The organism is Gordonia sp. UBA7860, assembly GCF_002500165.1.
GTDB lineage: Bacteria > Actinomycetota > Actinomycetes > Mycobacteriales > Mycobacteriaceae > Gordonia > Gordonia sputi.
Genome location: NZ_DLSO01000126.1, coordinates 69276 through 81887 on the forward strand (window position 1 = coordinate 69276; position 12612 = coordinate 81887).

The following is a 12612-nucleotide window of genomic DNA, read 5'->3' on the forward strand; positions in this document are numbered from 1 at the left end:
GCGGTTGCGTACACGCGCGTCGTTCGTTGTCATCGATCGATGACCATGTCCGTGCTCGACGACTTCGCCGACCATCTGCGACACGAGCGCGGCCGCAGTGAGCACACCATCCGCGCGTACCTGTCGGATGTGCGAGGCCTGATCGCGTTCGCGGGCGCCAGAGGAGTTCCCGTCGGCGACATCGATCTGGCACTACTGAGGTCCTGGCTGGCCGAACACACTCGGCGCGGCGCGGCCCGAACCACCGTCGCGCGTCAGGTGTCGTCGGCAAAGACGTTCTGCGCCTGGGCCTCCAGAGAACAGATACTCGGCGACGATCCGTCGACCCGACTGCAGGCACCCAAAGCACATCGCACACTGCCACCGATCCTCGCGCCCGACGAGGCGGCCGCCGCGATTGCCGCTGCGGGGAAGCAGAGCCCCGCATCGGAGACCGATGCCGACGGAGGCGAAGAAGCCGTGTCGCTTCGCGAGAGCGACGAGCCCCTTGCGCTGCGAGACATCGCGATTCTGGAGTTGTTGTACGCCACGGGGATTCGCGTCGGCGAGTTGTGCGGGCTGAACATTGCGGACATCGATGGCCACCGCCGGGTGGTGCGCGTGATCGGGAAGGGCAACAAAGAGCGCACGGTGCCCTACGGGGCGCCAGCGGCGAAAGCCGTGGCCCGCTGGCTAAGCGACGGACGACCGTCGTTGGTGGGTCCACGATCAGGAGAAGCGCTGTTACTCGGTGCGCGCGGCGGACGCCTCGATCAGCGCATGGCTCGCAGCGTCGTGCACCGGGCCGTCGAGGCCGCGGGCGGGCCGTCGATGGGGCCACACGGTCTCCGACATTCCGCCGCGACCCACCTCCTCGAGGGCGGGGCCGATCTCCGTGTGGTGCAGGAACTCCTCGGCCACGCGTCGTTGGCGACGACGCAGCTCTACACGCACGTCAGCGTCGAACGTCTGCGTGCGGCCCACCGTCAGGCGCATCCGCGGGCGTGATCCGGGAGAATCCCGAAAAGCCTTGGCGCGTCAGCCGTCGAGCGGTTTGAGGCGCACCCGTACCGCTCCGAGTAGTCCGAGCGGGTCGACGTAGTCGGCGCTGCGCCCCGCGCCGCGTCGTGCGCCCCAATGCACGCAGGCGGTCGTCGGACATCCGGGGTGTCCGCCAAGCGCTGTCCCAATGGATGCCCCGCGCCTCACACGATCTCCGCGCCGAACCGTGGGGCGGACCGGCTCGTAGGTGGTGATCAGGCCGTCGGCATGCTGGATCGACACCGTCGACTTGCCGCCGACCTCGCCCGCGAACCGGACCACCCCGTCGCCTGCCGCGAGAACCGGCGTGCCCTCGACGACGGCGAGGTCGACGCCACGGTGGCCGGCGTGCCACCGCTGATCCGGCTCGTCGAATCCGGTGACCACCGTCGGCTTGGGAGCGAGCGGCGCGGTGTAGGTGGGCGGACGGGCGGCGGCAAGCGATGGAACGCCCAGCAGAAGTGCGCTGGTCAGGGCGATGTCGGTGAGGACGACGAGCAGTCGTCGAACAATCGGGAGGCGCCCGGTTAGGTCGTCGGAGTGTGAGTTGGTCGGCTCGTCGTCGGTGGTCGTGTCGACTCTGTGGGTGTCCATGCCGACTCTGACGCGCGCGCGACGCGGAAAGCTCCCTTGCCGCGAAAGAATTCTTCAAAGGTGGGCCGTACAGGAGGCGTTTTGGGTTCTGAACTGCGGCGGCGTAAGCTGATGGGGCATCTCATCCGCGGATGAGGTGACTTCGCGCGCCTGCATCAGGCAATGCACCACGGCGACCACGGTCGCGTGTGAGAGCCGACAAACTCGCGCGGGCGGTCCCGGACACCCGGGTCCGCGCGACGCAGGCGCCAGGATCGCCATCACCCGATGGCGATATCAACTGCACACAAAGGATAGATGACTCATGGCTGTCGTAACCATGAAGCAGCTGCTCGACAGCGGCGCACACTTCGGGCATCAGACCCGCCGTTGGAACCCGAAGATGAAGCGATTCATCTTCACCGACCGCAACGGCATCTACATCATCGATCTACAGCAGACGCTGACCTACATCGACAAGGCCTACGAGTTCGTGAAGGAGACCGTCGCCCACGGCGGCACCATCCTGTTCGTCGGCACCAAGAAGCAGGCTCAGGAGTCGATCGCCGCTGAGGCCACCCGCGTCGGCATGCCGTACGTGAACCAGCGCTGGCTCGGCGGCATGCTCACCAACTTCCAGACCGTCCACAAGCGTCTGCAGCGTCTCAAGGAACTCGAGACCATGGAGCAGACCGGCGGTTTCGAGGGTCGCACCAAGAAAGAAATCCTGATGCTGACCCGCGAGAAGAACAAGCTCGAGCGGACACTCGGCGGTATCCGGGATATGGCCAAGGTGCCTTCTGCCATTTGGGTGGTGGACACCAACAAGGAGCACATTGCTGTCGGTGAGGCACGCAAGCTCAACATCCCGGTCATCGCGATCCTCGACACCAACTGCGATCCCGACCTCGTCGACTACCCGATCCCGGGTAACGACGACGCGATCCGCAGTGCTGCACTGCTCACCCGCGTCGTGGCTTCGGCCGTCGCCGAGGGTGTTCAGGCTCGCGCAGGCCAGGCATCCTCGGACGCCAAGCCCGACGCCGCCGCAGGCGAGCCGCTCGCCGAGTGGGAGCAGGAACTGCTGACCCAGGCTGCCGCACCGGCAGCAGAGGTTGCTGCCGAGGCTCCCGCCGCAACGGAGCCGCCCGCTACCGCCTGACGCGCGTAGCCGATAGCCACCGGCGGGTGCTCGCAGGATCCCTCCGGATTCTGCGAGCACCCGCACCGTTTAACCCACTTGAAGGAGGCTCGCCAACGATGGCGAACTACACCGCAGCCGATGTGAAGCGTCTCCGTGAGCTCACCGGTTCAGGCATGTTGGACTGCAAGAAGGCCCTCGAGAACAACGACGGCGACTTCGACAAGGCTGTCGAGGAGCTCCGTATCAAGGGTGCCAAGGACGTGGGCAAGCGCGCAGAGCGCTCCACCGCCGAAGGCCTCGTCGCCGCCAAGGGTGGCGCGATGATCGAGCTCAACTCCGAGACAGACTTCGTCGCGAAGAACGCCGAGTTCCAGGCGCTCGCCGACCAGGTTCTCGATTCCGCTCTGGTCGCAAAGACCAGCGACATCGAGGAGCTCAAGGCAGCCAAGCTCGGTGACGGCACCGTCGCCGATGCCGTGCAGGCGCTCTCGGCCAAGATCGGCGAGAAGCTCGAACTGCGTCGTGTCGTCTACTACGACGGACCCGTCGCCGTGTACCTGCACAAGCGTGCATCCGACCTGCCTCCCGCCGTCGGCGTTCTCGTGTCGTACGACGGCGACGGCGATGCCGCTGCCGAGGCCGCGCGCAATGCCGCACAGCAGGTTGCCGCTCTCAAGGCGCGTTACGCCACTCGCGACGAGGTCCCCGCTGACGTCGTCGAGAACGAGCGTCGTATCGCCGAGGAGACCGCCAAGGCAGAAGGCAAGCCGGAGAAGGCTCTGCCGAAGATCGTCGAAGGCCGTCTGACCGGATTCTTCAAGGATTCGGTCCTCATCGACCAGCCGTTCGTGAAGGACTCCAAGAAGACCGTCAAGAACGTTCTCGACGAGGCGGGCGCCACCGTCAAGGCGTTCACCCGCTTCGAGGTCGGCCAGTCCTAAAGCACTAGCGCCAACTGAAGGCGTAAGGCACGACCACCAACGCCCGCATCCGAAATCGGATGCGGGCGTTGGTGTTTCGTGAGCCGTCCTGCTTGTTGGTTGCGGCAGTCTTTTGGTTGCTACCGACTGTTGGGCGCTACTGCGGCTGTTGGTCGCCACTGCGACGCCCGAGCGCGAGCGACAGCACAGCGATCACACAGCCGAGGATCGCGAGCACCCAGAGGGTCGCGCGGAATGCGCCCATGAAACTCTGTGCCGCGACGTGCCGGCCCGCTGTCTTGAGTTCCGGCGCCGCCTGCCTTGCGACAGTGGCGGCCACGCCCTGCTGGGCAGACCCCGACGTCGAGCAACCCGGTGCGGGAGTTTCGGGATGCGCCGAGCTCAGTTGAGCCGACGCGCAGTCGGCGAAACGGTCGGCCACCGCACCGCGGAACATCGGGTCGACGTCGGTGTTCTCGAGCGCTGCAGACAATCCGGCGCGCGCGGCGGGAACCGCCTCGACCGACTGGGCCGAGACCTGACCGAAGAAGAAGATCGTGACCACGGCCAGTCCGATCGAGGCGCCGATCTGCTGCACCGTCGGTACACAGCCCGACGCGGAGCCGATGTTCTGGTCGTTCGTGTCGGAGAGGATCGCCGTCTGCAGTGGAGCGATGAAGAATCCCGTGCCGATACCGCCGACGACGAGCGGCGCGATGACGGCCGCCACCGACAAGGACGCGGTCTGTGGCTCCAATTCTGCTGCGAGCCAGGCGAGTCCCGCCGACAAGATCAGGACACCGAGGCACAGTGTGCGTGCCGGCCCGAGCCGACGAACCACAAGCGGCGAACCGACGGAACCCGCGGCCGCCCCGATCGCGAATGGAAGTGCGAGCAGCCCGGTGCGCAACGCCGAATAGCCGAGGCCGAACTGGGTCGCGACCGACACCGTGAAAAAGAACCCCGCGAAGACGCTGAAGAACAGCAGCGAGAGAAGCAGCCCCACGGAGAATCGTCGAGACGCGAAGAGATCGAGTCGGAGCAGGGGAGCGCCTCCGCTGCGGAGCAGACGACGTTCGACGACGACGAACAGGCCCAACAGGACCACTGCCGCACCCATCATGGCCCACAGACGCGGTGGCCAGTTCTGCTCGCGGCCCGCCGCCAGCGGGTAGAGCAGCAGGAACAGGCCGGCGGTCGACAGCGCCACACCGACCAGATCGAGCCGCGGCGGGTCGGCGTCGCGCATCTGCGGAAGTCGACGGCCCGCGAGCACGCATGCCACGATGCCGATCGGAACATTGACGAAGAAGATCGCGCGCCATCCCCAACCGAACAGATCCCCGGTCACCAGGAGTCCGCCGAGGACCGGTCCCAACATGGCCGCCAGTCCCGCGACCGCGCCGTAGATGCCGAAGACCGCGCCGTGGCGCGACTTGGGGAACAGCGCAGCGATCAGCGCCAACGTCTGTGCCGACATCAGCGCTGCGCTCATGCCCTGGGCGCCGCGGCAGATGATCAGCTCGAGCGGGCTGCGGGCCAGGCCGCACAGCACGGACGTGACCGTGAACGCGACCATCGCGAAGATGAACATGCGACGTCGACCGAGGCGACCACCCAGCGTCGCAGCAGTCAGGAGCGTGCATGCGAAGGCCAGCGTGTACACGCTCAGGACGAACAACTGCTCCGACGTCGACGCGCCGAGGTCGACGGTGAGGTCGGGGAGCGCGATGTTGACGATCGTCGTGTCCAGCATCTGCATGAACACGCCGAGGAGGCACCCTGCCAGCGCGAGCCACGCGGCCCGCGTCGGTGTGTCGGGTGCCGCATTCGACGACACCATAGGGGTGGTGTTGGCAGCCACGCGGCTACGACCGATCAGTTCGCGGCGGCTGGTTCGGGCCGGTAATCGCCCTGGTCGGCCACTGCTCGCATGATCTTCTTGACCTTCTCGGTGTAGAGCGCGAGCGAGTCGCGGCCCTCGTCGGTGTCGGGGAACAGGAAGGTCATCGACGTCTGATCGTTGAACCTGTTGACCCACATGAAGACCTCTTCGCTACTGCCGCGATTGCCGTAGAGACAGCCGTTGATGGCATCGAAGAGGTCGACTCCGGGAAGCTTGCGGACGTCGATGTAGGAGAACATCGGCACCGTCCACCCCACGGGGATGTCGACGGCGTCGTCGTCGGAGACCAACTGCGCCACCCGGTGCAGCGACACGTCGGTCAGATCCTTGCCAGCCTTGTAGCTCTGTCCTGCCAGGGCTGCGACATCGGTGAAGTTGGCACCGGGCGCGACCGCGATCGGCACGGGAATGAGGCTGGTGAACCATCCGACGGAGTTCAGTTCGGGACCGACGGCACGGGTGCTCTTCGGTGTCATCGCGAGATACTCTGCGGCACCGGTGAACTCGCAGTACGCAATGGCGGCCACCGCGAGGAGCCCCGCGGTCATGTTGGCGCCGTTCTCCTTGCAGATCTTCTCGAATCGTTGAGCGGCCGACTCGTCGAAGACGCTCTCCGTCAGATGCCCACTGCGTGTATAGCCCTCGGATTCCGTGCCCAGCGGCAGTGGGAAGTGTGGTAGTTCGCCATCATTGTTCCGGATCAATTCGATCCACCGGCGCACCTCGGGTGACTGCGCGGTCAGGTCGCGAGAGACGCTGCGCTCATGCTCGCAGTAACGGAGATAGCTACCTATCTCGGGAACCGGGTTCTTGAGTCCGAATGCTTCATTGGAATACAGGGTGATCAGTTCGACGCATGTCAGCGCCTGCGAAATACCGTCCGTATTGAGATGGTCGACGGCTGCGTAGAGGGTAAAGCCGCCATCCCATTCGATTGTTCCGAATGTGAAACAGTTCCAGTGAAATGGACCCGGTGTGATGTCCGAAATGAGAGCCCGGATCTCTTCTGCCGTCCCGACGGTGCCGTGGTCGGTCGCCGACAGCTCGACGATCTCGGGATCGACGACGTGCCGGGCGATCGATCCGTCCTTCTCCGCCGAGAACCAGGAGAGGTAGGTGTCGTGTCTGCGCAGGAAAGTCGTGACCGCACGCTCGAGTGCGCCTCGATCAAGAGGCGTCTGGAAGTCGAAGGCTTCCAGACAAAGTCGCGAGAAACGGAATCCGGCGGACTCGTTGCGCAGTGCGGCTTTGAGGTATTCCTCTTGCTGATGTGACGCGGGTACCGGATGAACTGGTGCCTGTGCTCCTGCGGCGATTGCCTCGGGGGAGAGTGTCCAGCTCGTCACCGTTCCTACGCGGGGCTGCCACTCATCGATCAGGCCGAACTTGACCATCAGGTAATACCTCAATTCACTCTGGCGGTGGATGAGTGTGGACCCCGATTTCCCCTCACCTCACGACGGAAAATGACACGTCATGCAATATTGCAGCGACGGTACCGTAACAGGCTAATTGCCGCAATTGGCGGGGTGGCCTCTGGTGGGCAGTGAAAACCGTTGTCAGTCAAGTGAACTGAAGTGAGTCAAAAGACCAACACGTACATTTTCGCGACCGTGGGTATTGGGTCAAAAGACCAACTTTCCGGTCTTTCTTCAATTGGTGGACAACCAGTTATCGCGTACGGCACACTGCCGCATCGGGGGTCCTTCGCCGTTTATTTCGTGATCACAGATGTTCCGACTGCGAAGCGGGTGTCACGCGCGGGGCGAGGTGAAAGTCGGGTCGTGTTGATTCGAGTCGCGAGCGTGTGCATGGCCGGCGGCGATGGTCGCGGTAGGTGCCAGATGGTGAATGTGGGGAGATTCGAGTGAAGTCAGCAAGGCTGAACGCCGACGTGGCGGCGTGTCGTGACAGGGCGCGCAGCAGACGCGCCCTGCGCACATGTGTCGTCGCGATCGCATCCGCGGCGTGTGCGCTCAGCGGCGCCGTTGTCGCGGGGCCGGAGGCGTCGGCCGAGCAGGGCGGAGCCCGCATCGTGTCGGAGAACGTCGTTGCTCCGACTGAGATCGACGTCGAGGTGGCTTCACCTGCGATGCGACGTCCGGTTCCGGTGAAAGTCATTCCCGCACGTAGCGGCGCGGCAGCTCCCACGCTCTACCTACTCAACGGTGCCGCGGGCGGCGAAGGTGGCAGCAGTTGGTTCGACCAGACCGATATCCGGACTTTCTTTGCGCACGAGGATGTGAACGTGGTCGTGCCGATGGGTGGTGCGGCGAGTTACTTCACCGATTGGCAGCGCACCGATCCCAAGCTGGGTGTGCAGAAATGGGCCACCTTCCTCACCGAGGAGCTTCCCTCGGTCGTCGACAAGCGGTTCAACGGCAACGGCCGCAATGCCATCGCCGGGATCTCCATGGCCGGTACATCGGTGTTCCAGCTGTCACTGCACGCGCCGACGCTGTATCGCGCACTCGGGTCGTTCAGCGGTTGTGCCCAGACCAGCGATCCGGCAGGCCAGGCGGCGGTTCGGTTGGTCGTGGAAGGCCGCGGTGGCGGCAACACGGTGAACATGTGGGGTCCGCCGACGGCTCCGGCGTGGCGCGACAACGATCCCTACCTGCACGTCGAGCAGTTCCGGGGCAAGTCCGTCTACGTCTCCAACGGTTCGGGAGTGCCCGGTCGCTACGACACGATCAACGGTCCCGGCATCGACGGCAACGGGCAGAAGCTCGCCGAGCAGGTCGCTGTCGGCGCGGTCATCGAGACGGCAACCGATCAGTGTTCGCGGAACCTGGAGCGGCGGATGCGCGAGTTGGGCGTACCCGCGACCTTCCACTTCTATGAGGGCGGTACCCACGCCTGGCCGTACTGGCAGGACGAGCTGCACCGGGCATGGCCGCAGTTCAAGGCGGCGCTGACGCGATGAGCGGGCAGCACTCGGTCAACGCGGCGTCGAATGCCGACGCTGCGTCGTCGATGACGATTTCGACGTCGGAGGGGTCGGCCACCTGGCTGGAGTCCAACACGTGGGAACGTCCTGATTTCTCGGTCGAGGAACTCGTCGAAGCGAAAGCCGGGCGGACGATCTCCGTCGTCCTGCCTGCCCTCAACGAAGAACGGACGGTCGGCAGCGTCGTCGAAGCCATCCTGCCGCTGGTCGGCACGTTGGTCGACGAGCTCGTGGTGGTCGACTCCGGGTCCACCGATTCGACGATCGAGGTCGCGCGTGCGGCCGGAGCAAGGGTGGAGACGCGGGAGTCCGCACTCGAGGGCATCCCGGTTGCCGACGGGAAGGGTGAGGTGCTGTGGCGTTCGTTGGCGACGACGACCGGCGACCTCGTCGCGTTCGTCGACAGCGACCTCGTCGACCCGGATCCGACGTATGTGCCCAAGCTGGTCGGACCGCTCCTCACCACGCCCGACCTGCAGCTGGTGAAGGGCTACTACCGGCGTCCCCTCATGGGCGTCGACGGGGTCGATCCGTCGGGCGGGGGACGGGTCACCGAGCTCACCGTGCGGCCGCTGATCGCGGCATTGTGTCCGCAACTGTGCGGGTTGATACAGCCGCTCGCGGGTGAGTACGCCGCGACACGAGAACTGCTGACCTCCATCCCGTTCGCCCCCGGTTACGGAGTCGAGATCGGAATCGTGCTCGACACCCTTGCCCGCCACGGCATCGATGCCATCGGTCAGGTCAACCTCGGGCTGCGGATACATCGCAATCGTCCCCTTCACGAACTGGGGCCGATGTCCCGTCAGATCGTCGCAGCATTCCTGTCGCGAGTGGGTATCGCGGATTCCGGGAGCCCACTTGTCGCGTTCGTGATGGAGGGCGACGGTGTGCACAGTCCACGTCGGTCGTATCCGGTCCTCGACGACAGGCCTGCGTTGCGGAGCCTGTTCGCGGCCGCTCATCGGCGCTGAGCTGCTCGTTCACCTCCACGTCACTCTGTGTTGACCTGTCGTGCCCGCGTCGGCAGGGTCCGAGTCGCGCTCGACCGGAGTGCCGATCGGCGACCGCGATCACGAGGACCGCGACGTCCCCATAAGATGGATGAGGCGAACCGACGAGTTGAGGATGTTGATGAGCGAAACCCCCGAGTCCCAGGAATCCGCACGACCGGGCTACCACCGCGTACTGCTGAAGCTCGGCGGCGAGATGTTCGGGGGTGGTCAGGTCGGTCTCGATCCCGACGTGCTGAGCACCGTCGCAGATCAGATCGCCGAGGTGGTCACTTCGGGCGTCCAGGTCGCAGTCGTCATCGGCGGAGGCAACTTCTTCCGAGGTGCCGAACTCCAGCAACGCGGCCTCGACCGTGCCCGATCCGACTACATGGGCATGTTGGGTACGGTGATGAACTGCCTCGCGCTTCAGGACTTCCTGGAGAAGCGCGGGATCAGCACCCGCGTGCAGACGGCGATCACGATGGGCCAGGTCGCTGAGCCCTACCTCCCGCTGCGTGCCCAGCGCCACCTCGAAAAGGGTCGCGTCGTGATCTTCGGTGCCGGCATGGGTATGCCGTACTTCTCGACGGACACGACCGCTGCTCAGCGTGCGCTGGAGATCAAGGCAGAGGTCGTGCTCATGGCGAAGGCTGTCGACGGCGTGTACAGCGACGACCCGCGCACCAACCCCGACGCGACGCTGTATCGCGAGGTCACCCACCGCGAGGTACTCGACAAGGAGCTCAAGGTCGCCGACGCGACCGCGTTCAGTCTCTGTATGGACAACAAGATGCCGATGCTCGTGTTCAATCTCTTGGAGAAGGGAAACATCGCGCGTGCGGTGGCCGGCGAGCGTATTGGCACACTGGTCAGCACATAGGCCGACGGGGCCAACCCCCGACGCGGCGAGCGCGGTACGGACGAGAACCGGCAACAACGACGAGGACCAGGAATCGACATGATTGACGACGCATTGTTCGACGCCGAGGAGAAGATGGAGAAGGCTGTCGGCGTGGCGCGCGAGGACATGGGGTCCATTCGGACCGGTCGCGCGAATCCCTCGATGTTCAACAAGATCCACATCGAGTACTACGGCGCTTTGACCCCCGTCACCCAGGTCGCGTCGATCACGACGCCGGAAGCCCGATTGGTCGTCATCAAGCCGTACGAGCCGTCGAGTCTGCGTGACATCGAGACCGCGATCCGCAATTCCGACCTCGGCGTGAACCCGACCAACGACGGAAACCTGATCCGCGTCGCCATTCCGCAGCTCACCGAGGACCGCCGCAAGGAGCTCGTGAAGCAGGCGAAGGGCAAGGGCGAGGACGCCAAGGTCGCGATCCGCAACATCCGCCGCAAAACCGTCGACGAGCTCAAGCGCATCCAGAAAGACGGCGAGGCGGGCGAGGACGAGGTGTCGCGCGCCGAGAAGGAGCTCGACAAGACGACCGCAGGCTATGTGCACCAGGTCGACGAGCTGGTCAAGCACAAGGAATCCGAATTGCTCGAGGTGTGACCGAGGAGCCGACACATCCCATGTCCGACGATTCAGCGACGAATCACGACGACGACGGCAGTACGGCCAAGGCGGAGGAGACGACGACCGAGGCGGAGCCGAAGAAGTCGCGCGCGGGGCGTGATCTCCCGGCAGCCCTCGGGGTTGGGTTTTCCCTTGGTATCGGGATCATTCTGATCCTGCTGTTCGCGCCGAAACTCTGGTATGTCGTCGTCGCGGTGGCGTTCGCGATCGCGACGTGGGAGGTGGCCAAGCGCCTGCGTGACGGCGGTTACGACGTTGCGTTGCCGCCGCTGCTCGTCGGCGGGCAGGCGATCATCTGGTCGAGCTGGCCGTGGGGGACGACCGGCGTCCTGGTGGCGTTCGTGGGCACGCTCCTGGTGCTGATGGTGTGGATGTTGTTGGCGCAGGGCATCAATCACGCGCCGGTGAACTATCTGAAGAACCTGTCGGTGAGCGTGCTGGTGCTCGCCTGGCTACCTCTGCTGGCGTCGTTCGGCGCGATGATGGTCGTCCAGGACCACGGCGCCGCTCGCGTCGCCACCCTGATGGTTGTCGTGGTCTGCTCCGACGTCGGCGGTTACGCGGCCGGCGTGCTCTTCGGCAAGCATCCCATGGCACCGGCAATCAGCCCGAAGAAGTCGTGGGAGGGCCTCGGGGGTTCGCTGGTTGTGGGCACTGCGGGTGCGATCGGCTGTGTGGTGGGGCTGCTCGACAGCCAGTGGTGGATCGGACTGATCCTCGGGCCTGTTCTCGTGGTCTGCGCGACGCTCGGCGATCTCGTCGAGTCCCAGATCAAACGCGACCTCGGCATCAAGGACATGGGCACGCTGTTGCCGGGTCACGGCGGGATCATGGATCGCCTCGACTCGCTGCTTCCCTCGGCATTCATCGTGTGGTGCGTGCTCACCGCACTGCTCTGACCGCCTTCGCCGCGACGTCGTGTCAGTGGTCCCATGGGGGCCTTTCAGCCCGGGCCGGCGATCGCGAGTAGGTGGTCGCGCGCGAATTTCTCGACGTCGTCGTAGTTCGCCAGCGGCACGCGCACCTCGGGCGTCAGCAGGATGGAATGTGTGATGCGCACCAGGATCTCCGCGCGTGACGCCAACTCGTCGTCGTCGAGCGCGACGTCAGGGGTGCGCAGGATGTCGGCGGTTGCCTCCACGGCGGCCGCGAGGATGAACGATCCGTTGAGCGTCAACTGTTCGAGCACCGACGCGGGCTCGAGTTCGAGGAGCCGATTCCACACCGGGTTGCCCCGTACGGTCGTCACCGTGGTGGCGAATGCGGTGACCACCCTGTCGGCGTAGGTATCCGCTGCGTCGGCTGCGGCGCGTACGTCGGCGAACAGGCGCGTCGCCTCGCGGATCAGGACCGCGGTCAGGACCTCGTTGCGCCCGCCGATCCGGCGGTAGACGGTGACACGTCCGACGCCCGCTCGCTTGGCGATGTCGTCAACCGTTGCACGACGAATCCCGATATCGGCGAAGACGTCGAGCGCGGCGTCGAGGATCGGGTCGGATGCGGCGTCGACGCCCGCCCCCGCGGTGAACAGACCGAACGCGGACATGGTGTCAGCGTAAACGAC

12 protein-coding genes are annotated in these 12612 nt (G+C 65.2%); 8 read left to right on the plus strand and 4 right to left on the minus strand.

Annotated elements, in window-relative coordinates; all coding sequences use genetic code 11:
• Positions 1 to 39 precede the first annotated feature (39 nt).
• The gene (locus B3T59_RS16010; protein ID WP_251721075.1) at positions 40 to 987 is read left to right on the plus strand and encodes a tyrosine recombinase XerC; all 948 of its coding nucleotides are present in this window, start codon (positions 40 to 42) and stop codon (positions 985 to 987) included.
• A 30-nt stretch (positions 988 to 1017) separates the two neighbouring features.
• Here B3T59_RS16010 and B3T59_RS16015 read toward each other — a convergent pair whose 3' ends face one another.
• Positions 1018 to 1614, minus strand: coding sequence for a M23 family metallopeptidase (locus tag B3T59_RS16015; RefSeq protein WP_287004279.1), 597 nt, complete (start codon positions 1612 to 1614; stop codon positions 1018 to 1020).
• Between the two features lie 304 nt (positions 1615 to 1918).
• Here B3T59_RS16015 and rpsB point away from each other — a divergent pair, with 304 nt between their 5' ends.
• Both rpsB and tsf read left to right on the plus strand, forming a co-directional pair.
• On the plus strand, positions 1919 to 2755 hold the full coding sequence (rpsB, locus tag B3T59_RS16020) for a 30S ribosomal protein S2 (RefSeq protein WP_005204976.1): 837 nt from the start codon (positions 1919 to 1921) through the stop codon (positions 2753 to 2755).
• A gap of 98 nt (positions 2756 to 2853) precedes the next feature.
• A complete protein-coding gene (gene tsf, locus B3T59_RS16025; protein WP_005204975.1) occupies positions 2854 to 3678 on the plus strand; it encodes a translation elongation factor Ts in 825 nt (274 codons plus the stop codon).
• 136 nt (positions 3679 to 3814) lie between these two features.
• On the opposite strand, the gene B3T59_RS16030 is transcribed toward tsf, so the two are convergent.
• Together B3T59_RS16030 and B3T59_RS16035 are read right to left on the minus strand one after the other, a co-directional pair.
• Positions 3815 to 5500 (minus strand): DHA2 family efflux MFS transporter permease subunit, encoded by a 1686-nt coding sequence (locus B3T59_RS16030; protein ID WP_376782582.1) that lies wholly within the window; start codon positions 5498 to 5500, stop codon positions 3815 to 3817.
• A gap of 35 nt (positions 5501 to 5535) precedes the next feature.
• Positions 5536 to 6957, minus strand: a complete 1422-nt coding sequence (locus B3T59_RS16035; protein ID WP_005204971.1) for a condensation domain-containing protein — start codon at positions 6955 to 6957, stop codon at positions 5536 to 5538.
• A gap of 473 nt (positions 6958 to 7430) precedes the next feature.
• On the opposite strand from B3T59_RS16035, the gene B3T59_RS16040 reads away from it, so the two are divergent.
• The 5 genes from B3T59_RS16040 to B3T59_RS16060 all read left to right on the plus strand — a co-directional run bounded on the left by B3T59_RS16040 (position 7431) and on the right by B3T59_RS16060 (position 11947).
• The gene (locus B3T59_RS16040) at positions 7431 to 8489 is read left to right on the plus strand and encodes an alpha/beta hydrolase (protein ID WP_005204970.1); all 1059 of its coding nucleotides are present in this window, start codon (positions 7431 to 7433) and stop codon (positions 8487 to 8489) included.
• Complete coding sequence (locus B3T59_RS16045) at positions 8486 to 9487, plus strand: glucosyl-3-phosphoglycerate synthase (RefSeq protein ID WP_005204969.1); 1002 nt, start codon at positions 8486 to 8488, stop codon at positions 9485 to 9487. The genes B3T59_RS16040 and B3T59_RS16045 overlap by 4 nt, the downstream gene beginning before the upstream one ends.
• Before the next feature lie 160 nt (positions 9488 to 9647).
• Positions 9648 to 10388: a UMP kinase gene (pyrH, locus tag B3T59_RS16050; RefSeq protein WP_005204968.1), complete on the plus strand. Its 741-nt coding sequence runs from the start codon at positions 9648 to 9650 to the stop codon at positions 10386 to 10388.
• 78 nt (positions 10389 to 10466) lie between these two features.
• Positions 10467 to 11024 carry a ribosome recycling factor gene (gene frr, locus B3T59_RS16055; RefSeq protein ID WP_005204967.1) on the plus strand — a complete coding sequence of 186 codons (558 nt, stop codon included), beginning with the start codon at positions 10467 to 10469 and terminating at the stop codon, positions 11022 to 11024.
• A gap of 20 nt (positions 11025 to 11044) precedes the next feature.
• A complete protein-coding gene (locus tag B3T59_RS16060; protein WP_005204966.1) occupies positions 11045 to 11947 on the plus strand; it encodes a phosphatidate cytidylyltransferase in 903 nt (300 codons plus the stop codon).
• Positions 11948 to 11991: 44 nt separating this feature from the next.
• Here B3T59_RS16060 and B3T59_RS16065 read toward each other — a convergent pair whose 3' ends face one another.
• Positions 11992 to 12594: a helix-turn-helix domain-containing protein gene (locus B3T59_RS16065; RefSeq protein WP_287004284.1), complete on the minus strand. Its 603-nt coding sequence runs from the start codon at positions 12592 to 12594 to the stop codon at positions 11992 to 11994.
• Between the last annotated feature and the right edge of the window lie 18 nt (positions 12595 to 12612).

Excerpts from the sequence above, each read along its gene's own strand:
- B3T59_RS16010 (WP_251721075.1), top strand. The coding sequence starts at position 40 with ATGACCATGTCCGTGCTCGACGACTTCGCCGACCATCTGCGACACGAG.
- B3T59_RS16015 (WP_287004279.1), bottom strand. The coding sequence starts at position 1,614 with ATGGACACCCACAGAGTCGACACGACCACCGACGACGAGCCGACCAAC.
- rpsB (WP_005204976.1), top strand. The coding sequence starts at position 1,919 with ATGGCTGTCGTAACCATGAAGCAGCTGCTCGACAGCGGCGCACACTTC.
- tsf (WP_005204975.1), top strand. The coding sequence starts at position 2,854 with ATGGCGAACTACACCGCAGCCGATGTGAAGCGTCTCCGTGAGCTCACC.
- B3T59_RS16030 (WP_376782582.1), bottom strand. The coding sequence starts at position 5,500 with ATGGTGTCGTCGAATGCGGCACCCGACACACCGACGCGGGCCGCGTGG.
- B3T59_RS16035 (WP_005204971.1), bottom strand. The coding sequence starts at position 6,957 with ATGGTCAAGTTCGGCCTGATCGATGAGTGGCAGCCCCGCGTAGGAACG.
- B3T59_RS16045 (WP_005204969.1), top strand. The coding sequence starts at position 8,486 with ATGAGCGGGCAGCACTCGGTCAACGCGGCGTCGAATGCCGACGCTGCG.
- pyrH (WP_005204968.1), top strand. The coding sequence starts at position 9,648 with ATGAGCGAAACCCCCGAGTCCCAGGAATCCGCACGACCGGGCTACCAC.
- frr (WP_005204967.1), top strand. The coding sequence starts at position 10,467 with ATGATTGACGACGCATTGTTCGACGCCGAGGAGAAGATGGAGAAGGCT.
- B3T59_RS16060 (WP_005204966.1), top strand. The coding sequence starts at position 11,045 with ATGTCCGACGATTCAGCGACGAATCACGACGACGACGGCAGTACGGCC.
- B3T59_RS16065 (WP_287004284.1), bottom strand. The coding sequence starts at position 12,594 with ATGTCCGCGTTCGGTCTGTTCACCGCGGGGGCGGGCGTCGACGCCGCA.